This window comes from Hymenobacter sediminis (genome assembly GCF_003231285.1).
Classification (GTDB): domain Bacteria; phylum Bacteroidota; class Bacteroidia; order Cytophagales; family Hymenobacteraceae; genus Hymenobacter; species Hymenobacter sediminis.
Genome location: NZ_QKNS01000008.1, coordinates 230,407 through 253,627, shown reverse-complemented (window position 1 = coordinate 253,627; position 23,221 = coordinate 230,407). Strand labels below are relative to the sequence as shown.

19 protein-coding genes and 1 tRNA gene are annotated in these 23,221 nt (G+C 58.1%); 7 read left to right on the top strand and 13 right to left on the bottom strand.

The annotated features are described in order from the left end of the window. Positions 1–85: 85 nt before the first annotated feature. Complete coding sequence (locus tag DNI29_RS20310) at positions 86–373, top strand: GNAT family N-acetyltransferase (RefSeq protein WP_110979962.1); 288 nt, start codon at positions 86–88, stop codon at positions 371–373. Between the two features lie 203 nt (positions 374–576). Beyond that, positions 577–1,467 (top strand): universal stress protein, encoded by an 891-nt coding sequence (locus DNI29_RS20305; protein WP_110979961.1) that lies wholly within the window; start codon positions 577–579, stop codon positions 1,465–1,467. Between the two features lie 192 nt (positions 1,468–1,659). On the opposite strand, the gene DNI29_RS20300 is transcribed toward DNI29_RS20305, so the two are convergent. From DNI29_RS20300 to DNI29_RS20275, 6 genes are all read right to left on the bottom strand, one after another. Next, positions 1,660–3,987: an endonuclease gene (locus DNI29_RS20300; protein ID WP_110979960.1), complete on the bottom strand. Its 2,328-nt coding sequence runs from the start codon at positions 3,985–3,987 to the stop codon at positions 1,660–1,662. Positions 3,988–4,186: 199 nt separating this feature from the next. Beyond that, entirely contained in the window at positions 4,187–4,687 is a 501-nt protein-coding gene (locus DNI29_RS20295) for a fasciclin domain-containing protein (RefSeq protein ID WP_238388166.1), read from the bottom strand. A 314-nt stretch (positions 4,688–5,001) separates the two neighbouring features. Then, positions 5,002–6,489 carry a sensor histidine kinase gene (locus tag DNI29_RS20290; protein ID WP_238388161.1) on the bottom strand — a complete coding sequence of 496 codons (1,488 nt, stop codon included), beginning with the start codon at positions 6,487–6,489 and terminating at the stop codon, positions 5,002–5,004. A 123-nt stretch (positions 6,490–6,612) separates the two neighbouring features. Continuing rightward, the gene (locus DNI29_RS20285) at positions 6,613–9,654 is read right to left on the bottom strand and encodes a cyclic nucleotide-binding domain-containing protein (protein WP_110979958.1); all 3,042 of its coding nucleotides are present in this window, start codon (positions 9,652–9,654) and stop codon (positions 6,613–6,615) included. 61 nt (positions 9,655–9,715) lie between these two features. After that, complete coding sequence (locus DNI29_RS20280; protein ID WP_238388160.1) at positions 9,716–10,696, bottom strand: YitT family protein; 981 nt, start codon at positions 10,694–10,696, stop codon at positions 9,716–9,718. A gap of 401 nt (positions 10,697–11,097) precedes the next feature. After that, a tRNA-Arg gene (locus DNI29_RS20275) sits at positions 11,098–11,169 on the bottom strand. A 154-nt stretch (positions 11,170–11,323) separates the two neighbouring features. Here DNI29_RS20275 and DNI29_RS20270 point away from each other — a divergent pair. Then, on the top strand, positions 11,324–11,815 hold the full coding sequence (locus DNI29_RS20270; RefSeq protein ID WP_110979957.1) for an organic hydroperoxide resistance protein: 492 nt from the start codon (positions 11,324–11,326) through the stop codon (positions 11,813–11,815). Between the two features lie 99 nt (positions 11,816–11,914). Here the strand turns inward: DNI29_RS20270 and DNI29_RS20265 are convergent, their stop codons facing one another. Continuing rightward, on the bottom strand, positions 11,915–12,793 hold the full coding sequence (locus DNI29_RS20265) for a transglutaminase-like domain-containing protein (protein WP_110979956.1): 879 nt from the start codon (positions 12,791–12,793) through the stop codon (positions 11,915–11,917). 127 nt (positions 12,794–12,920) lie between these two features. Next, a complete protein-coding gene (gene sucC, locus DNI29_RS20260) occupies positions 12,921–14,126 on the bottom strand; it encodes an ADP-forming succinate--CoA ligase subunit beta (protein WP_110979955.1) in 1,206 nt (401 codons plus the stop codon). A gap of 307 nt (positions 14,127–14,433) precedes the next feature. Here sucC and DNI29_RS20255 point away from each other — a divergent pair, with 307 nt between their 5' ends. Both DNI29_RS20255 and DNI29_RS20250 read left to right on the top strand, forming a co-directional pair. Then, a complete protein-coding gene (locus DNI29_RS20255) occupies positions 14,434–15,090 on the top strand; it encodes an ABC transporter ATP-binding protein (RefSeq protein ID WP_110979954.1) in 657 nt (218 codons plus the stop codon). Positions 15,091–15,580: 490 nt separating this feature from the next. Then, positions 15,581–16,381 carry a hypothetical protein gene (locus tag DNI29_RS20250; RefSeq protein ID WP_110979953.1) on the top strand — a complete coding sequence of 267 codons (801 nt, stop codon included), beginning with the start codon at positions 15,581–15,583 and terminating at the stop codon, positions 16,379–16,381. A gap of 71 nt (positions 16,382–16,452) precedes the next feature. Here DNI29_RS20250 and DNI29_RS20245 read toward each other — a convergent pair whose 3' ends face one another. Continuing rightward, a complete protein-coding gene (locus DNI29_RS20245) occupies positions 16,453–16,983 on the bottom strand; it encodes a hypothetical protein (RefSeq protein ID WP_123823343.1) in 531 nt (176 codons plus the stop codon). Between the two features lie 254 nt (positions 16,984–17,237). Between DNI29_RS20245 and DNI29_RS20240 the strand changes: the two genes are divergently transcribed. Beyond that, a complete protein-coding gene (locus tag DNI29_RS20240) occupies positions 17,238–19,157 on the top strand; it encodes a RecQ family ATP-dependent DNA helicase (protein WP_238388159.1) in 1,920 nt (639 codons plus the stop codon). A gap of 4 nt (positions 19,158–19,161) precedes the next feature. Here the strand turns inward: DNI29_RS20240 and DNI29_RS20235 are convergent, their stop codons facing one another. Further along, complete coding sequence (locus tag DNI29_RS20235) at positions 19,162–19,452, bottom strand: DUF202 domain-containing protein (protein ID WP_110979951.1); 291 nt, start codon at positions 19,450–19,452, stop codon at positions 19,162–19,164. A 168-nt stretch (positions 19,453–19,620) separates the two neighbouring features. Here DNI29_RS20235 and DNI29_RS20230 point away from each other — a divergent pair, with 168 nt between their 5' ends. After that, positions 19,621–20,889, top strand: a complete 1,269-nt coding sequence (locus DNI29_RS20230) for a cation:proton antiporter (protein ID WP_162303680.1) — start codon at positions 19,621–19,623, stop codon at positions 20,887–20,889. 133 nt (positions 20,890–21,022) lie between these two features. On the opposite strand, the gene DNI29_RS20225 is transcribed toward DNI29_RS20230, so the two are convergent. The 3 genes from DNI29_RS20225 to DNI29_RS20215 all read right to left on the bottom strand — a co-directional run bounded on the left by DNI29_RS20225 (position 21,023) and on the right by DNI29_RS20215 (position 23,118). After that, entirely contained in the window at positions 21,023–21,703 is a 681-nt protein-coding gene (locus tag DNI29_RS20225) for a type 1 glutamine amidotransferase domain-containing protein (protein WP_110979949.1), read from the bottom strand. Positions 21,704–21,733: 30 nt separating this feature from the next. Then, positions 21,734–22,033: a putative quinol monooxygenase gene (locus tag DNI29_RS20220; protein ID WP_110979948.1), complete on the bottom strand. Its 300-nt coding sequence runs from the start codon at positions 22,031–22,033 to the stop codon at positions 21,734–21,736. 89 nt (positions 22,034–22,122) lie between these two features. After that, positions 22,123–23,118, bottom strand: a complete 996-nt coding sequence (locus DNI29_RS20215) for an NADP-dependent oxidoreductase (protein ID WP_110979947.1) — start codon at positions 23,116–23,118, stop codon at positions 22,123–22,125. Positions 23,119–23,221 lie beyond the last annotated feature (103 nt).

Below are 23,221 nucleotides of genomic sequence, written 5' to 3'. Positions count from 1 at the left end.
GCTGCTCTTCATACGTAAATACCCGGCAAATGGCGGTGCTTACCGCAACTGTCGACCTTGTTTCTCTTTTTTGGTTTTCCTCTGTATGGCTTCTTCTATTAATCACCACGCTTCTGATCAGGAATTTACGGTTTCGCAAAACGGCTACGTTGGCGAGTTGGCGTACAGCAAGCCCCAGCAGGGCATTATCGATTTTACCCACACGTATGTAGACGAAGGGCTGCGAGGCCAAGGCGTGGCAGAAGAGCTGGCCCGCGCCGGACTGACTTATGCCAAGGAGCAGCAGCTAAAAGTGCGGACTAGCTGCGAGTTTATGGATAGCTTCGTGAGGCGCCACCCCGAGTACAACGAACTGCTCGACGGGGACAGATAGGCTGCTTCACTACTAAGGTGCACCCCGCCGCCTACCCCTTGGCGGCGGGCAAAGGCCATTACAGGCGCACTACCACGCTTTTTACTACGGTTGAGGTAGAAATATCTGATTATAAGATCTTTTTAATTTTATATTAATTCTGGGCGCTACGGAAAAGTGTACCTTTCAAAACGGTTGTTTTCGTCACTCGCAGCGCCTGCTACATGCTCACGTTCCACGTCCTGACCGACTTTTCGGCTACCGCGGCCAACGCTATGCAATATGCGGTGGCCGTGGCCCGGCATGTGGGCGGTCAGGTTTGGCTGTGGCATATACTTCCTGATGAGGACACGCCCGAGGGCTCTTGTTTCCATACCGGCCCAGATGAAATTGATGTCAGCATCCGGCACCGGAAGCTAGCCGCACTGGCCACTCAGGTGCCACTGGAGGTGCCTTGCAGCTACGAGGTAATTGCCTTCCGCAACCCTATTGAGCGCTTAAATGAGGCACTAGGCCTAGGTACTGGCCACGTAGTGGTGGTTGGCAACGGCAACCCCGCTAAGCTCCTGACTCCGGCTACCCGTAGCACGGCCCTGCACCTGGTGCGGCAACTGACGCAACCTTTGCTAGTAGTTCCTAACACGTTCCGGGCTGGCCCTGTGCCGCGGCGTATCGTGCTCGATACTGACCGCCGCGCCGTGCGCCTGCCTGCCGCCGCCGCTACCATTCCGGGGCTGCTGGCCCAACTCACGCACTCGCGCTACCCGCTCACGCTCACGCACCTACCCGGCGACGTGGAGCGCCTGCTTGCCCAGTTGCTCCCCGAGGTTATCGGTATTCATGTGTACACCAGCCCGGCCTCACCGGCTATGGAGGAAATAGCAGACCGGCTGCACCAATCGGGGCTATTGCGCGGCGTGGCTCACACGGTGGCTACTACCCGCTTTCCGTGCGTGGAGTTAGGTATCCGGCACGTGGCAGCCCGCCACCGCGCCGATCTACTCTCGTTCGTGACCAGGCAGCGCACATTTGCGGGCGAGCAGTTTCTGCAAAGTGTAACGGCGGGGCTCCTGGCACACAGCAGCATTCCAGTACTGACCATTGCTGAGGTATGATATTGATATAAAGGTTTGTTTTTATAGTTAGCCTATTGATTGAGTGGATGATACCGCATGTGTCTGAACGGCCCGCACTGCAATGCGGGCCGTTCGCTTTTCATTGGTGCTACCCCCTGAAAAGCCAGAATCCGGCAGCCGCTCTCCTAGGGGAGGCAACTGCCGGATTCTGGTGGCTGGTACCGAAGCCGGTTAGTGCTGTACGACTACCCGGCTGGTAGTAATTACTCCGCCTGCCTGCACTTGCACCGAGTACAGTCCGTTGGCCAGGGACTGTACATCCAGCGTAGCGGTTTCAGCGGCACCCAGCGACTGAGAGCGGCTAAGTACCTGCTGCCCCAGCGCGTTGTAGAGGCTGATGGTTGCCTGCTGGCGGGTACGCAAGCCGGGCAGGCGCACCTGCAGGCTGCCACCCGCTGGGTTCGGGAATGCCTCAATGCCCAGGCTCATGGCTGCTGCCGAGGCCGTGCTGGTTACGGTGGTGCAGTTGCTGGTGTGGCTGCCTACGTTGGTGAATACATCGGTGCCCAGCACGTCCCACTCCTCTGCCGACAGGCTCCAGCGGGTCTGACCGCGGCTGACGGTGCGCTTGCGCACCAGAGTATTGTCGCGGGTAGAGCCGCCGGGTACCGTCCAGGCATCACCGGAGGGCGCCCGCCCAATTATCCCAATAACGTCGAGGGTATCAACGCCATCAAATAAGGCAATGGAATGCGGCCCGCTGAAGAAGCCTACCTCCGACTGCAGATCAACCTGGGGCTTCACTGCATTAGCTGCGACGCCCGTGTTGGCAATAACGTACACGTCGCCGGGCGCGATGGTGCCGCTGAGGTTGGCCGTGCGCGAAGCGGTAGTAGAGCCGCTGGGGTAGAGGCGCACCTGCATTCCTTCTAAGCTTATGGGCGCTGACGATGGGTTGAAGATTTCCAGCACTTTGGTGTTGTCGGCCTTGCCCTCGGCGTACTCCGAGAAAAACAAATCGGTGCAGGGCGAGCCGGCGGGTGCCTGGTCATCGTTCTGTATCGTCAGGACGTGAGCCGACGGGGTGCCCAGCACGGCTCCGCCAGTGGTAGGCGTGCCCAGCACCAGGCGCACGGTTTCGTTAGGCTCTGGCTGGGTGTCGCCAACCACAGTCAGGGTTATAGCTTGAGTCTGGGAGGCCTGTCCGGCCGCAAAGGTCAGGCTGGTGGTATTCAGGGTGTAATCGGAGGGGCTGGTGGCTGTGGTGCCGGTGGTGCTTACCGTTACCGGGATGGTAACAGCGGCGGTAGGGGCGCTGCCGCTCAGCGTAACGTTCACGGTGTAGGTAGTGGTAGCGCCCGCATTGCCCTCCGGTGCACTGCCCGCAGCCGAAGCAAAGGCAATAGTAGGGGCTGTGCCGTCGTCGTTGGTAATGGTCAGCTCATGCGTGGCTGGGCCGCCTACTGCGCCGCCGGTAGAGGGGTTGCGCAGGCTGAGCACCACTATTTCATTGGCCTCCTGTTGGGTGTCGCCGTTCAGGGTTACCGTTACCGTCTGGGTGGTTTGGCCCGCCGCGAAGGTGACAGTTTGGGGCGAGGTAAACGTGAAGTCCTGGCCCGGCGTGGCCGTGGAGTTGGCCGCATCCAGCACAACATCTACGGTAAGTGGGGTAGTAGGAGCTGAGGTCACTGAAAGAGTAACCGTGTAGGTGCTGGTGCCGGCGTTGCCTTCAGGGGCGCTGCCCGTAGCCGCCGCGAAAAAGACGGTGGGCGGCACCGGGAAGCCCCAGGCCCGGGCTACCAGATCGGGGTAGGCAATGTAGGGGTTGAAGTTGCCCTGGCTTTTAGCCACTCGGCGGTTTCGTTCCCGCTCACGGGCATCTACGGGGTCGGCTAGGTGCCACTGATACAGGGTTTGCAGATCGGCGGCAGCCGTGATTACACCTTTGCCAGCGTCAAACTGCTGCTCTTGGTGCATGGTGTAGAAGTAAAAGATGGCCCGGGCCAGGTTGCCCTTGTGGTCTTCGCGGGGCTCAAACTCAGAGTTGGTGTCCTCGCTGTACTCGTTGATATTGGAAGTTGGGATGCTGGTCTGAGACTGGACGTCGCGCATCCAGAGGCGGGTCTGGGAGTCAGGAATTTCTGCAAAGGGGTCGGAGCCGCGGTTGCTGTTCCAGGTATCATAGGTCGGGAACAGGTGGTGAATGTCGGAGCGCATGCGCACTACCTCATCAAACCACGACTGCGGCACGGTATGCTCGCAGTTGATGCGCGTAACTACGCCAGGGTTGGTGTTGCTGGAGTCAAGCGGCGTACTCTCAGTGTAACCTGAGTACACGCATACCACCCGGCCATCCTGGTTATCAACATAGTTGTACATTTTTCCCCGGGCCATGCTGTAGCTGAGCTCCGTGCGCTTGCCGTCGTACCAGTTCTGCCGCAGCCAGGTTTTCAGGTCCTGGCCCTGCAAGTTTACTGGCGCGGCAGGGGGTAGAGTTTGCGCCATAACTGAGCCAACGCTCAGCGTGGCACCCACCAACCATGAGAAGAAGTGTTTCATAGGAGCAAAAGGGTGTGTGTTGGAAAGGCGAAGCTCAAAGATCGGCAATGCAGGCCGGCTGGGTGGCCCCAAAGCGGCCTCAGCAGGGTTTCATAACAATTCCGTAACACAAACAGGGTTTGGCAGCCAAAGAAGGGGTAGTACGCAAAAAAGCCGGCCCCTAAGAGGGGCCGGCTTTTGTATGTGGCTGGAAGTAAGTTTACTTAGTGGGCATCAGCACCGCGTCGATAACGTGGGTCACGCCGTTGCTCGATACTACATCGGGGGTAGTTACGTTGGCTTTGCCGCCTTTGCTGTCATGCAGCATTACAGTATTGCCGGTGCGGTGCACCATCAGAGTTTCGCCTTCTACGGTGGTCAGCATCTGGCCGTCCTTGAGGTCAGCAGCCAGCAGGCGGCCGGGTACTACGTGGTAGGTCAGGATGGTGGTCAGCTTCTGCTTGTTCTCAGGCTGTATGAGCGTGTTCACGGTGCCAGCGGGCAGCTTGTCGAAGGCCGCATTGGTGGGCGCGAATACGGTGAAAGGACCCGCTCCTTCCAGGGTTTCAACCAAGCCAGCACCCTTTACGGCCGCAACCAGGGTAGTGTGCTCATTGGAGTTCACGGCGTTGTCCACAATGTCCTTGTCGGGTGTCATCATGGCGCCGCCTACCATCACACCAGCGCTGCTGGAAGTAGACGACATCGACATATTTTTCATGTCAACGCCTTTGCGGGGCTTGGTGGTAGCTTTCAGCTTGGCCCCATCCTCCGACTCGCCTTTTACCTTCACTTTGCCGTCATCGGCCACCTTGGTTTTGGTGGTCATGCCGCCTTCTTTGGTTTTCGTTTTCTCGTCGTCCGATTTGGTTTTCATCTTACCCTGAGCCAGCGCAGAGCCAGTGTTGAGCGCGAAAGCCAGAGCCAGGGTGGAGAGCAGATACTTGTTCATGGTAGAGGGGTGAGTGGGTTCAGAGAGAAAGAGCCTACCCCCACGGGTAGGCCGAATGCGGCTATATACGCAGGAGCTTGCCGTTAGATACGTGGGGCTGGCAGCCGAATGGTAAATTCGCTGTACTCACCTTCTTCGGAGCGCACGGAAAGTGTGCCGCCGTGGCCTTTGGTAATGATGTCGTAGCTCAGGGAAAGGCCCAGCCCGGTGCCCTCGCCGGGAGGCTTGGTGGTGAAAAACGGGTGGAAAATCTGACCCAGCACCGCCGCCGGAATGCCCGTGCCGTTGTCGCGCACCTGAATCAGGACTTCATTGCTGTTTTTCAGCCAGCGCGTGCTGACGGTGATGGTAGGACGGTAGGTGCCGGGCGTGGCCAGGCGGGCTTTCTGCTGCAGGGCATACAGGGCATTGGTAAACAAATTCAGTAGTACCCGGCCCAGGTCCTCGGCCACCACAGCCACGGGTTCCAGGTGCAGGGCAAAATCGGTGGTGAGGGTGGCGTTGAAAGTAGGGTCTTTGGCGCGCAGGCCATGGTAAGCCAAGCGCAGGTACTCGTTGCAGAGGGCATTGAGGTTGGTGGCCTGGCGCTGGCCGGTGCTGGCCCGGCTGTGCAGAAGCATCGCCCGCACAATGCTTCCGGCCCGCTCGGCGTGCTGGTGCACCTTCTGCTGGCTCTGAGCCAGGTCGTCGAGCAGAAGGGCAACGTTCTGCTGTGCTTCAGCCGACAGCTTTTCGGTGGCCAGCGCCTCGCGCAGCTCCTGCACCATCTCCAAGCCTACCTCCGAAAAGTTATTGACGAAGTTGAGCGGGTTCTGAATTTCATGGGCAATGCCGGCCGTAAGGGCGCCCAGGCTCGCCAGCTTCTCCTGCTGCACCAGCTGGGCCTGGGTAGTACGCAGGTGCTGCAACGAATCGGTCAGGGATGCATTCTGGCGGGTAAGCAAGGCTTCCTGCTGCAGGTTTTCGCTGCGGAAATAAAACACCACCAGAAACAGCGTCAGAAAGCACAGCGCCACATTCACGTTGTAGAAATACACGCTGCCCGGCACGTACAACGAAAACGTAACCACCGTCATGGCGTAGCGCACGGCAAAGTAGGCCACCACATTCACCACAAACAGAAAAGCCACCTTCCAGAGCGCCCGGAAGAAAAGCATGCCCACGATGCTGTTGGTAATCAGGAAGAACTCCACGCCATTGTAGCGCCGCACTATTGCCGTCAGGCCGCAGATCAGCGTTACGCTCAGGATGTTGTAGTAGGCTGAAGCATCGTAGCGGTGGTAGTAGTTCAAAAGCAGAGGCGGCAGATGCAGCACCAGCCCAGCCAAGCAGATGCGCAAAGTCAGCCAGTCGGGCGAGTTTATGTACGCCAGCACGTAGCCCGCGTAAATCCCAACGGTAATCCAGCAGATGCCATTGAGCAGGTGAATGCGCTTGAGCTGCCATACCGTAAGGCCCGGCCGCGCGCCCAGGTTAATTGCGCGCCACCACCACTTCCGCACCCAGGCCCCCAGCAGGCTCCAGGGGTTCCGGTAAAACGACTTGGGAGCAGATAGCGGCTGAAGAGACATAGCAAAGGGAGAAACCCGCCACGACAAGCGTCGGCAGCGGCAGTGGAAGCAGGGAAGTAGCGGCCCGCTGATAAGGTTGTGCCTACCCCGCTAGTGGGCGCAACCCTTGCTCAGATTAGGTAATCAGACTATTTCGCCTTCGGCCAGCGCTTTCATTTTCTCGTTCTGCAGGCGCAGGCGCTGGCAAAGCACGCGCAGAATATTCTGGAGCACTTCCGCGCACTCTTCCATCACGTCGTAGAAATCTTCCTGATCGAGGCGAAAAGCAACTACGGGGCTCTGGGTAACAGCAGAGGCGGAGCGCGGCTCCGCATCCAGCAAGGCCAATTCGCCAAAAAACTCGCCTTCGCGGAAAGTGGCCAGCCGGTGCTCCTCCGTGAAAATACCCACCTCACCAGTGTAAATAATAAACAGGGAAGTTCCCAGGTCGCCCTTTGCGAAAATTGGGTGCTGCGCCGGGAAGCTCACTTCCTTCATGATGGGTACAATGCTGCTGAGCACGTTCTCGGGCGTATCGGCGAAGAGGGTGGTATGTTTTAGGAGCAGCAGCCGCTCCACGGCTGGCACGCGCGGCTCCGCGGCCGGCGGATTGCCGTCCAAGGCGGGGGTAGGGAAGAGGCTAGCCCAATGCTCATACACCGCGGGGTAGCGGGCGGGCAGCAGCTCCAGCACATCTTCGGCGCTTTCGCGCACCAGCACGTTGGTGGCTCGCAGGTAAGTTTGCAAGGTGGCCACCGTAGCGGGGGTGGGCTGCCACTGGCGCAGGGCCACGCTCAGGGTCCAGGGAGCAAAGGCTTCCTCGCCGCGCTCCAGAATGGTGGTCAGGATGGGTTCCGGCGGCGCGGGGCCCAACAGTTGATCAAAGGTCTGGACCTTCTTGGTCAGCCTCCCTACCTCCACTAGCGCCTGCAACCCCTGGTAAAGCGGGCGCGGAAGTAGATTGTCGAGGATTTCGAGGGCATTGGCCTGGCGTTCCTGGCCGGTCCGGGCAACGCTGCGCCGGGCGTCCAGAATGGGTTGCCGGTCGTAGAGCTGCAGCAACAGGCCAAACAGGCGCTGCTGCGCCTTCGTCAGCTCATACTTCAGGCAGGAACGTAGCTCCACGTTGGCGCCTAGCATGCCGCGTAGTAGCTGCTGGGCCAGTCGCATTTCCTTTTGCATCAGGTGCTGAAACAACGGGGCATCGGCGACTACGGTATCAAAGCGGCCGAGAGCCTGCAGGGCGGCCGCGCGGCGCGTCAGGTTGGTTTGCTGAGCCAGCAGCACCAGCGTACGGCGCGCAGCAGGGGTAGCCAGGCGGGCGCATACCTGGGTTAGGCGGCGCAGTAGGGGGTAGTCGGTTTGGCGGTGCAGGTTTTTTTCGAGGGTAGGTAGCACGGCGGAGCCCATATTCACCAGGGTGTCGGCTGCCAGCTTGCGCACCGCCTTCTGCTCCAGCAGTTCTATCAGCAGCTTAATTATCTCGGGTGTGGGTACCTGGGCCGCGGCTTGGCGGGCAGCCTTCAGCAGCCCTGGGTTCTGGCTCTGAAAACAGGTGCGCAGCAGCGTTAGCTGCTGAGGGTGGGGTAGGAATTCCAGCAGCCCAAGTGCGGCCTGCCGCTGGTTGGCATCACTGGCAGCGGCCAGTTCCTGCAGGCGGGCCTGGGCCGCTGGGTGGTCGGGCTCGGCACTCAGGCAAGCCCGGATGGTTTCCAGCTGCACCGGCAAATCTGGGTTATGCAGGCCCGCATCGGGGTTGAAGCCCGCCGCGGGGGTAGGCGAATCGGCTCCCCATGTAGAGTGTGCGTCAGCCTCCAGATGCTCGAAGGTTTCCCGGATGCCAAGCCGGCCGGCGAGGTTTTCGGCGGCCTGAGCCGGGTTATAAAAGCGCCGGCCCAAAACGGTTTTCAGCTCCTGCAGATAATGACGGTGAGTGCGGCGCAGCATCAGCATAGCAAGCACTAGCAAAGCCCCCATCCAGACAAAAGCCACTGCACTGCCCCCTGCTGGCCAAGCGTGCACGGCATACAATACCAGTCCTGTTAGGCCCATACCCAGCGGCTCATAGAACCCCTTGACCTGAGTGTGCCCCTTCAGCCGCTCCGGAGCCGAAAGGGGCTGGAACAGCACCAGAAATACCGGCTCAAACAGGCCCCGACGCAGCACCTCCATGCTCAAGTACAGCCCGCAGAAATACAACAGCCACCCGCCTGAGCCCACAGCCCCCAACTGCAGCGCCCCAAACATGGCTACCCCAGCTAGGGCCGTGAGCGGAAGTAGCAGCAGGGTACGCGGCAACCCCAGCCGGTCGAGGCCATGGCGGGTGAGCAGCAGCTTGCCCAGCATGGCCAGCCCATAGGAAAGAGCCAGCACGCCGCCTACATACTGCAGAATCACGGTCTGGTCGAGCAGCTTCTGCTTTACATTGACGAAGAAAAAGTACTCCGCGCCCGTGCTCACGGCTGCCACTGCCAGCCAACTCAACCCCATGTGCAGCAGTAGTGGGCTCCGGCCTAGCCACCGCCGGACCAGGGGTGAGGCAACCGAGGCCTGCGGACGCGCCGGGGCTGGCCGGGCTTCTACCAAGTGCGAGCGAAACGTGAGCTGCTGGGTGTACAAGGCCACCAGGTACGCCCCGAAAGCCAGCCCTAGCAGTAGTACCAGGTCTTGTTGGGCATGCACGAAAATAGCTAGCAGAGCGCCCAGGGCTTTGGCCGGCATGTCGCCGGAACTGATAACGCTGAACAGGCGCCGTCCCTGCCGCACATCAAACACCACCGCCGAGAGGCCCCAGAACTCCAGATTGGTGAGCAGGTACACTACCCGGTAGCCGGTCATCAGCAGCACGGCCACAACCACGGCATTGCCCCGCAGTAGTAGCAGCCCTCCAAGTAGCCCCGTGAACACCAGAGCTGTGAGTATTGCCCGCGCCGCCAGTGTTTTCAGGGGCCAGGCGTGCTCAAAGCGGGTGTATAGCCTCCCGACGGCCAGCATGGCCAGCGCCCCCAGCCCGTAGGCCAGCGGCAGGTTGTGCTCGGGGTAGTGCTCCAGCAGCAGTACGTTAGCCACCACATACACCAGAACAGTCCCGATGCCCAGCATAAAGTTGTGCAGGAAAAACAGCCACACCGTTTTCACCTCCCGCGCTCGTACGCCCAAAAACTGCTGCCACGTTTCCATTGCCATGCTCTCGAGAAGTAAACCAGGTGAAAATCGGGGCTGGCCCGGTGGGGTAGGGGTGCGCCGCTTAGTGCAGGGGGCGTTTCTTAACCAGCCCGCCCCGGATGTCGCTGACGCACTGCATCACGATAAAGGCGTGGGGATCTAGCTTCCGAATCTCGTCGGTGAGATGAATCACCTCCAAGCGCGTTACTACCGTGAAAATGGCCTCGATGCGCAGGTGCTGATGCCCATGCGAGCCAAACCCACGGGTGCACTCATACACGGTGGCGCCCCGGCGCATTTTATCGGTTATTAGCTGCCGAATGGCTTCGCTCTGCACTGAAATAATGGTCAGGCCCGTGTATTCCTCGATGCCAGCAATAACAAAATCCACAGTCTTGGCTGCCGACAGATACGCCAGAATGGAGTACAGCGCCGTTTCCACGGACAGCAGCCAAGCCGCCACTCCGAAAATGATGATATTGATAACAAGGATGATGTCGCCGATAGAGCCCGGTAGCTTTTTGCTGATGTAAACCGCCAGAATCTCAGTGCCATCGAGCACACCCCCGCCCCGCATGGCCAGCCCTACCCCCGCCCCTAAGAAAAACCCGCCGAACACGGCAATCAGCAGCTTATCCTGGGTTAGGGCCGGAAACGAAACCACTAGCAGCACCCCAGCCAGCGTCAAGATGGTGAGCAGAGTTTTAAGCGCGAACTGAGGCCCAATCTGGAAGTAGCCCAGCACGATGAATGGGATGTTGATAAATACAATCAGTAAGGACAGGGAAACGCCCGTTACTTGGCTGACCAACAGAGAAATGCCGGTAACACCTCCATCAATAAAACCATTCGGCAGCAGAAAGGCCTTCAGGCCCAGCGCAGCACAAAACACTCCCGTCATCAGCATAGCGCCATGCGTGAGCAGGTGCCGGACCCACTGCCAGGAGAGCCGGTAAAACAGACCGTAGTTGGGAGCGGGTGGTAGGTCGGCCGCCATGGCGGCCAAGGGTTGAACTCGACGGCGGGTGCGCAGGCGCGCCGGAATAAGCTGCTCAATAAGCATGTGGCTGCGACTTAGGGGTAAATGCTGGCTCAGCACCCGGCTGAGTTGTCTTTCGCGCAGAATTTCCCAAACAGCAGCCCCCAGCTTCTACTCCGGCCTGTGAAAACTTCCGCGCCTTTCCTACACTTCTGCTCAGGCAGCTCTTTTCTGCCCGATTTCTCGGCTCTGTAGCAGCCCAGAAGGATTTACCTTTCAGGTTTACCTAACACTGCAAAGCTGCCCGTTTCTCTTAAATCTTAGTAGAGTAAAAATAAAGATAAAATAGATGATATGTCAAGAGCTTCTGAGCTTTATTGCCTGAAGGTTTGCGCTTTATAAGAGGGGTAGCTGACGGGCTATGTGGTAGGCTGGGGCAGTTAAAAGCAAAAGCCCCTCGCCTACAGGTGAGGGGCTTTTGTGAGTGGTGGCGCCAGGAATCGAACCTGGATCAAGAGCTTCGGAGACTCCCATACTATCCGTTGTACTACGCCACCAGGGTAGTGTAGTGGGTGGCAAAACTAGAGAGAAAATGCGGTGCCGCCAAACCAAAGTCCGCATTTTCCGCAAAATCATATACTGCCCGTAGGTAACCTTCCACGGCTCAGCACAGTTAAATCCGGATACCAACACCACCTGAACCTATCTTGTATGGCAAGCTCCGAAAAAAAGACTTTATACACGGCCGATGCAACGGCTATTGGCGGCCGTAGCGGCCACGTACGCTCGGCCACTGGCACCATCGATTTGGATATGTCGGTGCCAGAAGGGTTAGGCGGTAAAAAAGGCGCTACCAACCCCGAGGAGCTGTTTGCAGCGGGTTATTCTTCCTGCTTTCAGCAGGCTCTGCTGGTAATTGCTCAGCGCGCCGGCGACCGGCTCGACCCACAGACGGAAGTAAAATGCTCGGTTTCTCTGTTCCAAGAGGGTGAAGCGTATGGCCTGTCGGCGGTGCTAGACGTCGATCTGAAAGCGTTTGACCGCGAAAAAACCATTGAAATGGTACGTCAGGCACATAAAATCTGCCCATACTCTGTAGGTACCCGCGGCAACATTGAGGTAGAACTGCGTGTGCAGGGTGAGCCTGTGCCGGTGCAAGCCGAAGAAAACGCTGGCGTGGCCGAAAAGGGCGGCGTGCAGTAAGTCTTGGTCTTGGCTTTCTGCCTGACTCAAAAAGCAACATAAAGCCTGACGACCCTAGGGTCGTCAGGCTTTATGCTATAACGGGGGGTAGGGGGCTAGTCAGCGGGATGCACCATCTGCGCCAACAGCTAGCCAGTTGGTGCCGGTAGGAGAGGCGTAGAAAGTGGCTGCCGAGTTCGTGTAGCGCATGTTATGGATGGCTTCGGTGCGCTGAAAAATCACGGGCTTGTGTGCTCCTACTGGCACCAGCATCAGCCCTGTGCGCCCCGATTTTACGCCGTAGCGGTTATCCATTACCGTATCAAAGTAGAACAAATACTTATTTACCCACTTGAAGTAAGGTTTAGCTTTCGATTCGGTGGAGGTTAGCACAGTCAGGTCCGGCGCATCGGCTGCCAAGGCCTGTTGGAGTTCCAGGGCATTGAGGGGGGTAGTGCCTCGCATCGGAATAATATCAGCCTGGCTGTCTACCATCACCCATTTGCCCAAATCAGGTAGCCAGGCCTCAGCCAGCGCGTGGCCGGCCGCCGAGGTGCGGGTCTGCACATCTTCTGACTTCAAGTAAAGGGGCCGCGCCGGAATACCCACAGCATTGAATGCAGCGGCCAGCACCAGTCCAAACTCCACGCATTGCACTTGCTCGCCCAGCATGGCTGCCTTCAGGATGGCAAATGGGTCCTGGGACTCAAAGCGCTTGTGCCCATCGTGACTAAGCCGGAAGTGCACCCATCGGCAAAGTGCCCGGGCCCGACCCAGGTCAGTGGTTTCCTGAGCAATTACCTCATTAAGCCCGTACATCTCCCGAAAACGGGTGAGGTAGTCGGATTCAGGTGAGCTGAATTGGAAGGGGTAGGCAACTGGGTCGAGGGTAGTGAGGTAGGACGCGGTAGCGCCATTTCCCTGTTGCGCCTGCACCCGGCCGGGCAAACCCAGCAACCCGATGGCTAATAAGCAAAGCGTAAACGTTTTCTTGTGCATACAATGAACGTTGATGAGCTGCTGTAAACGGGAACAACCGACGGCAGGTTGGTGCCGCACAGAACAAAAATGCCCACCCGGTGAACCGAGTGGGCATTACAATGTACTATAATATCTGGGAAAAAGCTTACGAAATGCCTTGCTCAGCCAGAACCTCTTTTACGCGCTCGGCTGCATCTTTCAGCAGTACCGCCGAGTACACCTTCAGACCGCTCTCGTCGATGATGCGGGCGCCTTCTTCGGCGTTGGTGCCCTGCAGACGCACGATAATCGGAACGTTGATGGTGCCAATGTTCTTGTAAGCTTCCACTACCCCGTTAGCAACCCGGTCGCAACGCACGATGCCGCCGAAGATGTTGATCAGGATGGCCTTCACGTTCGGGTCCTTCAGGATGATGCGGAAACCGGCTTCAACCGTCTGGGCGTTAGCTCCACCCCCTACGTCGAGGAAGTTGGCAGGCTCGCCACCGCTCAACTTGATGATGTCCATGGTAGCCATAGCCAGGCCGGCGCCGTTTACCATGCAGCCCACGTTGCCGTCGAGCTTCACATAGTTCAGGTGCGAGGCCGAAGCTTCCACTTCCAGCGGATCTTCCTCGTTGGTATCGCGCAGCTCTACAAAGTCTTTGTGACGGTAGAGGGCGTTTTCGTCGAGGGTTACCTTGGCATCAACTGCCAGAATCTTATTGTCCGAGGTCTTCAACACAGGGTTGATTTCGAACATGGCCGAGTCGGTTTCGTCGTAAGCCTTGTACAGGGCCGTTACGAACTTCACCATCTCTTTCTGCGCTGCACCTTCGAGGCCCAGGTTAAAAGCAATTTTAGCTGCCTGGAAAGGGCGCAGACCTACGCGGGGGTCAATGTGCTCCTTCAGGATTTTGTCGGGGTGTGCCTCAGCTACTTCCTCGATGTCCATGCCACCCTCGGTGGTATAGATGATAACGTTCTTGCCGGTTGCACGGTCCAGCAGCACGCTCATGTAAAATTCCTTGGTTTCCGACTCGCCGGGGTAGTACACGTCCTGGGCTACCAGCACTTTGTGCACCTTGCGGCCTTCGGCGCCAGTTTGCTTGGTTACCAGCTGCATGCCAATGATTTGGCCAGCAATTTCTTTCACCTGCTCCAGGTTTTTGGCGAGTTTCACCCCGCCCCCTTTACCGCGCCCGCCGGCGTGAATCTGAGCTTTGATAACGTGCCAGCTAGTGCCGGTTTGTTCGGTCAGCTTTTTGGCAGCTTCGACGGCTTCTTCGGCCGTATCAGCCACGATGCCTTCCTGCACGCGTACGCCGTAACGCTTCAGAATGTCTTTGCCCTGATACTCGTGAATGTTCATAGAGGTCAGTTATGGGTCCGTTATGGGGGTGGTTTACTAGGCGCGAAAGTAGGGAGAAATGCGTTGCCAGTTACCAGTGTCGGTTCCCAGGTGTGAGTTTTTACCTGCACAAACCTAAAAATGAGCGAATAGTTATGTGCCCTAGGAAAACCATTTCTGTCATAAAACCGCTAACCGTGCCGGAATAGGCTTCCGTACGAGGCCTGTGTGGAGGTTCAAGGAGTTTCCGGGGGTAGGCGTCACCCCAACGCGCTACATTCCGTAGATTTGTTTCCCGTACCCCCGGCTCACTTTACCTGGTTCCGTTTTGCTGCAAGCCATCAACGTCCGCAAGAAATACAACACGCTGGAAGTTCTCAAAGGCATCGACCTCACGATTGAAAAATCGGAAATCGTGTCTATCGTTGGTTCATCAGGAGCGGGAAAAAGCACGCTGCTGCACATTCTGGGCACGCTGGACAACCCCGACTCCGGGGAAGTGCTCTTCGATGGCGAATCGGTCAGTTCCCTGGGCCGCTCCGATCTGGCCCGATTCCGGAACCGCCATATCGGTTTCATTTTCCAGTTTCATAACCTGCTGCCCGAGTTTACGGCCCTCGAAAACGTATGCCTGCCGGCTTACCTGGCTGGCCGCTCAGAGAAGGAAACCCGCGTGCGAGCCCGCGAATTGCTTGGGATGCTGAACCTGGAGCGCCGCGCCGACCACAAACCCTCCGAAATGAGCGGGGGTGAGCAGCAGCGCACGGCCGTAGCCCGCGCCCTGATCAACTCCCCCGAAATCATCTTCGCCGATGAGCCCAGCGGCAACCTCGATTCCCAGAATGCGCAGGAGCTGCACCAGATTTTCTTTCTGCTGCGCAAAGAGCTGGGCCAAACCTTTGTTATCGTGACCCACAACGACCAGCTAGCGGAAATGGCTGACCGCAAAATCACGATGAAGGATGGCAACATCTGGGAGGGGTAGGGAAGCGGAACTATACATAGCAGATTTTGATTATTAGAGGAGCGGCCACTCAGTGGCTGCTCCTCTCTTTTTTGCTACCCGGTCGCGCGCCCGGTATGCCCCGAGCCGTGCATAGCAGCCAGTTGCCGCGTTTCCGGAGCGCGGCAACGGGTTATTCTTGCCAGTGTATTGGTGGTTGATGCCCGTGCTGTTCGCCTACCCCCGGTGGCTGCCTGAATCTTGCCTGTCGGAAGCCAGCCTGATGCAGACTATTCGGGTAGTTATAACCTCGGGTTTGGGTGGTTAAGGCCTATATAAGGCGAGCTTTTGTGGCTGATGAATGCTAAAAAATAGGTTTGGCTAAATAATTTGGAAATTATATTTGTAAGTTATTGATAATCAATGATAAAAAATACATATAAAAAGCAGCGTTTTTGCACCTTTTAGCGGGCTGCTTGGTTATATTCACGTAACACAATACGGTACTACAGGACATAAAAGGAAAGACGCCATGAGCGAAGCAACTAAGAACATCAAAGAGCCGGTTCGTAAGACTAAAGTGGAGAGCTTTGACATCTCGCGCTCCGACGAGACGCTGCACTTGGCGACGGACCTTGCTAAATTCATCAAGGACAACAAGCTCAGCACCACGGTGCAGGGCAAAGAGTTTGTGAACGTGGAAGGCTGGCAGTATGCCGGCTCGCGCCTGGGCATTGTGCCCATCGTGGACCATGTTATCAACGTTTCTACTGAGCAGGAAATTAAGTACCAGGCTAAAGTGACCCTGTTCGACATGAAGTCGGGTCACACGGTAGGTGCGGGCTTTGCTATCTGCTCGAATAAAGAGCAGGGCAAGAAGTTTTACCAGGAGTTTGCCATTATGAGCATGGCCCAGACCCGGGCTATTGGTAAGGCATACCGCAACATTCTGGCCTGGATTATTCGGGCTGCTGGTTACGAGCCTACCCCTGCTGAGGAAATGGAGTATGGTGGTAACACCCCCGCTGCTCAGCCTGCCATGGTAGTAGCTCCGGCAGCTACTCCGGTAGCCATAGCTGCGGAGGCCCCGGCGGCCATGAAGGCAGTGCCCGCTGAGCCAGCTGCTGCTGAGGCTCCGGCCCCAGCCTACGCCACCGCTTCGCAGAAGGAAGAAATTATTCGTCTGCTGAACCACCCGGTTATCACCCGTCCGGAGAAGACCAAGATGCTGTTGAACATCAACCGTCTGGACGAAGAGCGCGCCACTCAGGCTATTGCCAAGCTGAAGAAGGCCATTGATGACCGTGAGAATGGCCAGGCCGCCGCTGCCTAAGCCTCTCCCAACTCCATATAGCAAAAGCCCGCTGCCATTCGGTAGCGGGCTTTTTTCATGGCTGTTTGGGTTTACTGGCCCACGGAGGTAGCTGCGCCGGAAAATCGGTTGGTTAAGGTTTCCATGAGGGGAGCTATGTCTGGGCGGGCCTGCAGCTCCTGAAGCATCTTATGCGTCTGGGGAATTTCGGGAGTAGAGGTCGGGAACCGAGCCGTCATTAGCCAGCTGCAGGCGCTGGCCGTGTCAGAAAACAGAGCTACTACCGGCGCCTCAAGGTTGAAGAGGGCAATATCAGTGTTGATCTGGGTGCTTATGCTAGGAGAATATACCCAGGCAATAAACTGGATGCCCCCTAGCACCGTGTAGGGCAAAAACTCCTTAGCCAGCCACGGCGACACATCGGAGTCCATACTCAGCACATTGGTGTTATCGTTCAGGGCTTTGATGTAGGTGCGCTGCAGAAAATACTGCGAAATCAGCAGGCAGCTTTCCTGTATAGCCGGCAGGGTGAGGTGGCCCTGCCAGTCTATATAAAGCCAGCCATTTTTGGCATCCTCGTACAAGGATAAGGAGGGGGTTTCAGCAAGTAGCAGTAGACTCATAGACACAGGGTGCTTGAAAGGAAAGGCCGTTACCACACGTTTGCACAAGCCGTCTGTGGCGCCCAATGGGCCTGAGAAGGTAGGAAAAAGCACGGGTTATTCGCAATAAATCTATATGCCCTTATTTTATTACAACAGGTTTTAGATTTCTGAAGGAGCGAGGGGTAGGAAGCAACAGGCCACCGGCTCAAACTGCGCTTCTGATTCCGGTGGGGTGGTGCTACCTTCGTAGTCCCGATCAAAGCCCATTCCTGTTGCTACCCGCCACCGACGATATTCTGCACGTGCTGCGCCAAACCTGGGGGCACACCCAGTTCCGGCCCCTGCAGGAAGACATCATCCGCTCGGTATTGGCGGGGCAGGATACGCTGGCTTTGCTGCCCACAGGCGGAGGCAAAAGCATCTGCTTTCAGGTACCGGCCCTGGCCCGGCCCGGCCTCTGCGTGGTAGTGTCGCCGCTGATTGCCCTGATGAAGGACCAAGTGGAAAACCTGCGCAAGCGCGGCATTAAGGCCGAAGCCGTGTACGCCGGCATGAGCCACCAGGAAATAGATCAGACCCTGGACAACTGCGTGTACGGGCCGGTGAAGTTTCTGTATGTAAGCCCCGAGCGACTATTGACAGATATGTTTCGGGCCCGGGTAGTCAAGATGAAGGTGAGCCTGCTGGCTGTGGATGAGGCGCACTGCCTTTCCCAGTGGGGCTACGATTTCCGCCCGCCTTATCTGCGCATTCAGGAGCTGCGCGAGTTGCTGCCCGGCGTGCCTTGCATTGCCCTCACGGCTACCGCCACCGAGCAAGTGCGCCAGGATATTGTGGAGAAGCTACGGTTTGCAGCTTCGCACCGCGTGTTTCAGCAGAGCTTCGCGCGGCCTAACTTATCGTACTCGGTGCTGAGCACAGAGGATAAGCTCCGGCGCCTGTTGGAGGTAGTGCGGGGGGTAGGGGCCGAGAAGACCAGCATTGTGTACGCCCGCACCCGCCGGCAAACCGAGGAAGCCGCTACCTACCTGCGCCAGCAAGGTCTGGCCGCCGCCGCCTACCACGCCGGGCTGCCCAGCGAGCAGCGCACCCGCACCCAACAAGACTGGATGCAAAACAAGACGCGCTGCATTGTGGCCACCAACGCCTTCGGGATGGGCATCGATAAGCCCGACGTGCGCCTAGTGGTGCACCTTGATGCACCCGACAATCTGGAAGCTTACTACCAGGAAGCGGGCCGCGCCGGCCGCGACGAGAAATACGCCTTTGCCGTGCTGCTGCAGGGCCCCAACGACGATGCCGAACTGCGCCGCCGCACCCAGCAGTCCTACCCCCCGCTGGACACCGTACGCCGGGTGTACCAAGCCTTGGCTAATTTCTCGCGAACGGCCGTGGGCGGAGGCGAGCTGGTAGCCTTCGACTTTGATATTCAGCAGTTCGCGGAAACATACCGCATCAAGGCTCTGGACGCGCATAATAGCCTGCGCACGTTGGAGCGCGAGGGGTTTGTGCAGCTGAATGAAGCGGTGAACAACCCCGCCCGCGTCCACATCCCCATCGACCACACCGACCTGTACCGCTTTCAGGTATCCAACCAGCAGCACGACCAGTTGATCAAAAGCCTGTTGCGTTTTAATGGGGGCGAGTTGTTTGCGGGCTTCCAGCGGATTTCGGAGAACAACCTGGCCCAGCACCTGCGCCTGAGTGTGCTGGATGTGCGCAAGATGCTCGTGTTCCTGCACCGCTCCGGCATTATTCAATACCAGCCCAAGCACGATTCGCCGCAGGCTCTGTTTACTACCCCCCGCTTCGATGCCGACAAGCTACCGCTGGATCAGAAGCGCCTCAACCAGGCCCGGGAGCTGGCTTATCAGAAAACCGAGTCCGTAATTCGCTATGCCGCCGGGGGGCGCTGCCGCCAGCAGCTGTTGTTGGAGTATTTCGGCGAGCTGGACGCGCCGGCCTGCCAAGTCTGCGACTTCTGCCTGGCGAAAAAGAAGGCCAAACAGGAGGCCACCCCGGCCCCTGATCTGCGCGCCCAACTGGTTTCCCTGGTGAAGGCTACCCCCCAAACGCCCCGCGAAGTGCTGGCCCACTTTGCACCAGGGCAGGCCACCACTATTACGCAGCTGCTCCGGGAACTGGTGGAGTTGGGGCAACTGCGCTACGCCGCCGACGGGCGGCTGGGGTAGGCCTCTAGGCGGTGGGGTGCTCTACTTGCACAGCCGCCTGAATGTGGCCGCGCTTGGCCCGGAACCGAAACCAGCCCCCAACGGCCATTCCAATTCCTAGCGGTACCAGCGCCACGCCCACCCACACATACAGGTTTTCGCGGAAGAAATTGATCAGTGAGAAGCCTGCAATGATGAGCGCCAGCCCCGTGCGCAGGTAGGCCAGAAAGGTGCGCTCGTTGGCCAGGCGCGTGCGTTCCAGCGCAAGCCGGTCGCTGAGGCTAAGGGGCAAGTGGGGGTAGGAGGCAGTTGGCATGCAGCAAAATGCGGACGGATAAAAGGAGTTTTACGCAAAAGCGGGCGGTTCTGCTACCCCTGCCGGCGCTTGCAACCTTTCAGGTACTGCCCAGCCGTACCAGAAGGTAGTATGAGCCACACCTGGTTTAGGCCACGTATGCTCTGGTATTCAGCTCCTTTTCTGCGCATGACGACTCCTCTCCTGATTATTCTTATCGGGTTTCTGATATTTCTGGGGCACTATCTGGCTCAGCTCTTCGACCGCACCAAAATTCCGGATGTGGTGGGCTTGCTGCTCGTGGGCATGATGCTGGGCCCGGTTTTTCACCTGATTAACCCCACGGCTTTCGGGCAGGCGGGCCGGGTGTTTTCCAATGTGGTGCTGGTGTTCATACTGTTTGAAAGTGGCCTGGAAGTGCGCTTCGAGCAATTACGCTCGGCCCTGCGGGGTACTATGGGCCTCACTACGCTCAACTTCATCGTCACGACGCTGGTCGTTGCTATCCTGGGGCAGCTGTTTGGCGGCCTCGATTTTTTAAGCTCCCTGATTTTGGGCAGCATTCTGGGGGGCACGTCCTCGGCGGTGGTTACTACCCTGGCTCGTAAGGTTGATATCCTGCCCCAAACCTCTACAACGTTGGTGATGGAGTCGGCGCTGAGCGACGTGTTTACGCTGGCCGTACCCATTGCCCTGATCAGTTTTTACACGGGCTCGTCGTTTAATATTGCCACCCTTTTCAGCCAGATTTTGGCCTCGCTGGTGGTGGCCGTGCTGGCGGGGGTAGGAAGCGGGTACCTGTGGTCGGTGCTGCTGAACCGGGTGCCTACCCTGCTCAAAACCCGGTTTTCTACCCCAGCCTTCGTCTTTATTCTGTATGGCTTGGTGGAAATGCTCGAGTTCAGTGGCCCTATTGCGGTGCTGTTTTTCAGCATCACGCTCGGCAACGTAACCCTGCTCCGGCCCCGGCGCCTGCGTCGCTTCTTGCCTCAGCCTACTGAGCACGTCGAGCTAACGGCCATGGAGAAAGACTTTTTCGCGGAAATCGTGTTTTTGCTGCGCACCTTTTTCTTCGTGTACGTTGGCATGTCCATCGTGCTCGACAACTGGTACTTGATTGCGCTGGGGGTAGGCATGGCGGCGCTGCTGTTTCTAGTGCGCATTCCGGTGGTGCTGGCTACCGCCGATGCCCGTACCCCGCAGTTCGATATGGCCTTTATGAGCGTGATGATACCGAAGGGCCTGGGTGCAGCCGTGCTGGCTACCCTGCCTTCGCAGCGCGGGGTGCCCAGCGGCCCAACTATTCAAACCCTCACCTTTGCCGTCATCATGGCTACCACGGTGCTGTGTACCATCCTGTTTTTCCTGGTAGAAAAACGGCGCATTCTGGGGTTTTACGCGCTGTTCTTTGGCCGGCACCGGCCGCTGGATGCTGGTACCACTACCGAGAAAGAATGAAGTATCGCCCGCGCTATTGTCTTCCGGAAGGTTTAGGGGTAGGCCGGGGGTAGAAAAACAAACCACGGCCCCGGCCGCTCCTCAAATCAGGAGCGGCCGGGGCCGTGGTCTTGGGGAGAGTATGAGCAGGAGCTTACTTCTGCAGCAACTGCAGCAACTCCTTGGCGGCTGGCTCCGAAGAAGCAGGGTTCTGGCCTGTAATCAGGTTTTCGGAGCGCACTACATAGGGTTGCCAATCGGCAAGCTTAGAGTAGTCGGCGCCGCTTTCTTTCAGCATGTCTTCCACCAGGAAAGGCACCACATCGGTTAGCTGTACGGCCGCTTCCTCGGTGTTGGTGAAGCCTGCCACCGATTTGCCTTTTACCAGCAACTCGCCGTTGGGGGCTTTTACGTGGCGCAGCACGCCGGGCGCGTGGCACACAGCCGCTACGGGCTTGCCGGCGGCGTACATGGTTTCAATCAGCGCAATCGACTTGGGATCTTCGGCCAAATCCCAGAGCGGACCGTGGCCACCGGGGTAGAACACGGCATCATAATCAGCGGCTGAAATAGTATCGAGCCGGACGGTATTAGCCAGCGCCTGTTGGGCTTCCGGGTCGTTCTTGAAACGCTCCGTAGCCTCGGTCTGGGCGCTGGGGTCGTCGCTTTTGGGGTCGAGGGGCGGCTGTCCGCCCAGGGGTGAGGCTAGCGTGAGGGTCGCGCCAGCGTCCTTAAAGACATAGTAAGGAGCCGCAAATTCCTCCAGCCAGAAGCCGGTTTTGTGGCCCGTGTTACCCAATTGGTCGTGCGAGGTCAGCACTAGTAAGATGTTCATCGAAGTCAGTCTGAAGGGTAGGGAAAGAAATTATGCCAGCAGGTGATACACCGATACGTGGCGTTCCGTGAGCAGCGGCACCATTTGGCCGGCTACCAACTCCTTGTAGTGAGCCGAGGCTACGTGCGCTTCCAGGGCAGCCTGATCGGCGTATTGCTCATAAAACAGAAAGTGCGTTGGGTCCTTGGGGTCCTGGTGCGCCAGGTACAGCAGGTTGCCCGGCTCGTTGGCGCGTACGGCGGCAGCGGCTTGCAGCATCAGTTGGCGCACGGTTTCGGCGTGCTCCGGCTGGGTGCGCCACTCGGCGGTAATGCAAATGATGGCAGACATAAGGTAGGTATAAAAGAGAGGATTCAGGCAACAGATAGGGGTAGGCAGCGGCGTTCAACGGGCCTGTCCAAAGCTCGTGCGTTTTTCCGTTAAGCTACTTTCACAATAGCTTTGCCCGTGTTTTCGCCCTTGAACAGGCCCAGAAAGGCCGCCGGAATCTGGTCGAAGCCTTCTGTGACAGTTTCTTCGGCCCGCAGCTTGCCTTCCTTATACCACTTGGTGAGCTGCTTTACGCCTTCGGGCCAGCGCTGGTAGTAGTTGCTGACGATGAAGCCCTGGAGCTTGGCGCTGGTTTTCAAAAGCTTGCCCTCGGGGCGCGGGCCCATAGGTGCTTCGGCGTCGTTGTAGCTGGAAATCTGGCCGCAGAGGGCAATGCGAGCGTGGTTGTTGAGCAGGTCGTACACGGCATCCGTGATGGGGCCGCCCACGTTGTCAAAGTAGCAGTCAACCCCATGTGGGGCGGCCGCGGCCAACGCTTCCGGAATGTTGGCGGTTTTGTAATTGATGGCCTCATCGAAGCCCAGCTCTTTCAGGTACGCCACCTTCTCATCGGAGCCGGCCGTGCCAATCACGCGGGCGCCTTTGATCTTGGCAATCTGGCCCACGATCAGGCCTACTGCGCCGGCCGCGCCGGATACCACTACGGTTTCGCCGGGTTTCGGCTCGCAGATATCAAGCAGTCCGAAGTAAGCCGTAAGGCCGGGCATGCCCAGCAGCCCAAGGTAGTAGCTGGCCGGTGCTTCATCGGGCGAAATAATCTGCAGGCCTTGGCCTTCTGATACAATGTATTGCTGCCAGGGCAGGTTGCCGGTTACCAAGGCACCCACCGGGAGGCTGTAAAGGTTGCTATCAATAACCTCCGCTACGGCGCCGCCGGCTATGGGCTGATTTAGCTCGAAGGGTGGTATGTACGACTTACCCTCGTTCATGCGGCCGCGCATGTAAGGGTCAACAGAAACGTAAAGGGTTTTCAGCAGCACCTGGCCTTCGGTGAGGGCGGGTACTTCGTTGGTTTCAAAGCGGAAATTTTCGGCTGTAGGCGTACCAGTAGGGCGGCTGGCAAGCAGAATGGTTTGGTTTTGCATGGTGCGGAAAGGAGTGAGGAAAAGAAAACTGTCATCCTGCGCGGGCAGTAAGCCTCTTCGCGCCCGGAGACGGTAATATAACCGCTTGGGCAACTGAAGAGCT

Bases quoted from the DNA above. Each gene is read 5' to 3' on its own strand.
- DNI29_RS20310 (WP_110979962.1), top strand. From the start codon at position 86: ATGGCTTCTTCTATTAATCACCACGCTTCTGATCAGGAATTTACGGTT.
- DNI29_RS20305 (WP_110979961.1), top strand. From the start codon at position 577: ATGCTCACGTTCCACGTCCTGACCGACTTTTCGGCTACCGCGGCCAAC.
- DNI29_RS20300 (WP_110979960.1), bottom strand. From the start codon at position 3,987: ATGAAACACTTCTTCTCATGGTTGGTGGGTGCCACGCTGAGCGTTGGC.
- DNI29_RS20295 (WP_238388166.1), bottom strand. From the start codon at position 4,687: ATGAAAAATATGTCGATGTCGTCTACTTCCAGCAGCGCTGGTGTGATG.
- DNI29_RS20290 (WP_238388161.1), bottom strand. From the start codon at position 6,489: ATGTCTCTTCAGCCGCTATCTGCTCCCAAGTCGTTTTACCGGAACCCC.
- DNI29_RS20285 (WP_110979958.1), bottom strand. From the start codon at position 9,654: ATGGCAATGGAAACGTGGCAGCAGTTTTTGGGCGTACGAGCGCGGGAG.
- DNI29_RS20280 (WP_238388160.1), bottom strand. From the start codon at position 10,696: ATGCTTATTGAGCAGCTTATTCCGGCGCGCCTGCGCACCCGCCGTCGA.
- DNI29_RS20270 (WP_110979957.1), top strand. From the start codon at position 11,324: ATGGCAAGCTCCGAAAAAAAGACTTTATACACGGCCGATGCAACGGCT.
- DNI29_RS20265 (WP_110979956.1), bottom strand. From the start codon at position 12,793: ATGCACAAGAAAACGTTTACGCTTTGCTTATTAGCCATCGGGTTGCTG.
- sucC (WP_110979955.1), bottom strand. From the start codon at position 14,126: ATGAACATTCACGAGTATCAGGGCAAAGACATTCTGAAGCGTTACGGC.
- DNI29_RS20250 (WP_110979953.1), top strand. From the start codon at position 15,581: ATGAGCGAAGCAACTAAGAACATCAAAGAGCCGGTTCGTAAGACTAAA.
- DNI29_RS20245 (WP_123823343.1), bottom strand. From the start codon at position 16,983: ATGAGTCTACTGCTACTTGCTGAAACCCCCTCCTTATCCTTGTACGAG.
- DNI29_RS20235 (WP_110979951.1), bottom strand. From the start codon at position 19,452: ATGCCAACTGCCTCCTACCCCCACTTGCCCCTTAGCCTCAGCGACCGG.
- DNI29_RS20230 (WP_162303680.1), top strand. From the start codon at position 19,621: ATGACGACTCCTCTCCTGATTATTCTTATCGGGTTTCTGATATTTCTG.
- DNI29_RS20225 (WP_110979949.1), bottom strand. From the start codon at position 21,703: ATGAACATCTTACTAGTGCTGACCTCGCACGACCAATTGGGTAACACG.
- DNI29_RS20220 (WP_110979948.1), bottom strand. From the start codon at position 22,033: ATGTCTGCCATCATTTGCATTACCGCCGAGTGGCGCACCCAGCCGGAG.
- DNI29_RS20215 (WP_110979947.1), bottom strand. From the start codon at position 23,118: ATGCAAAACCAAACCATTCTGCTTGCCAGCCGCCCTACTGGTACGCCT.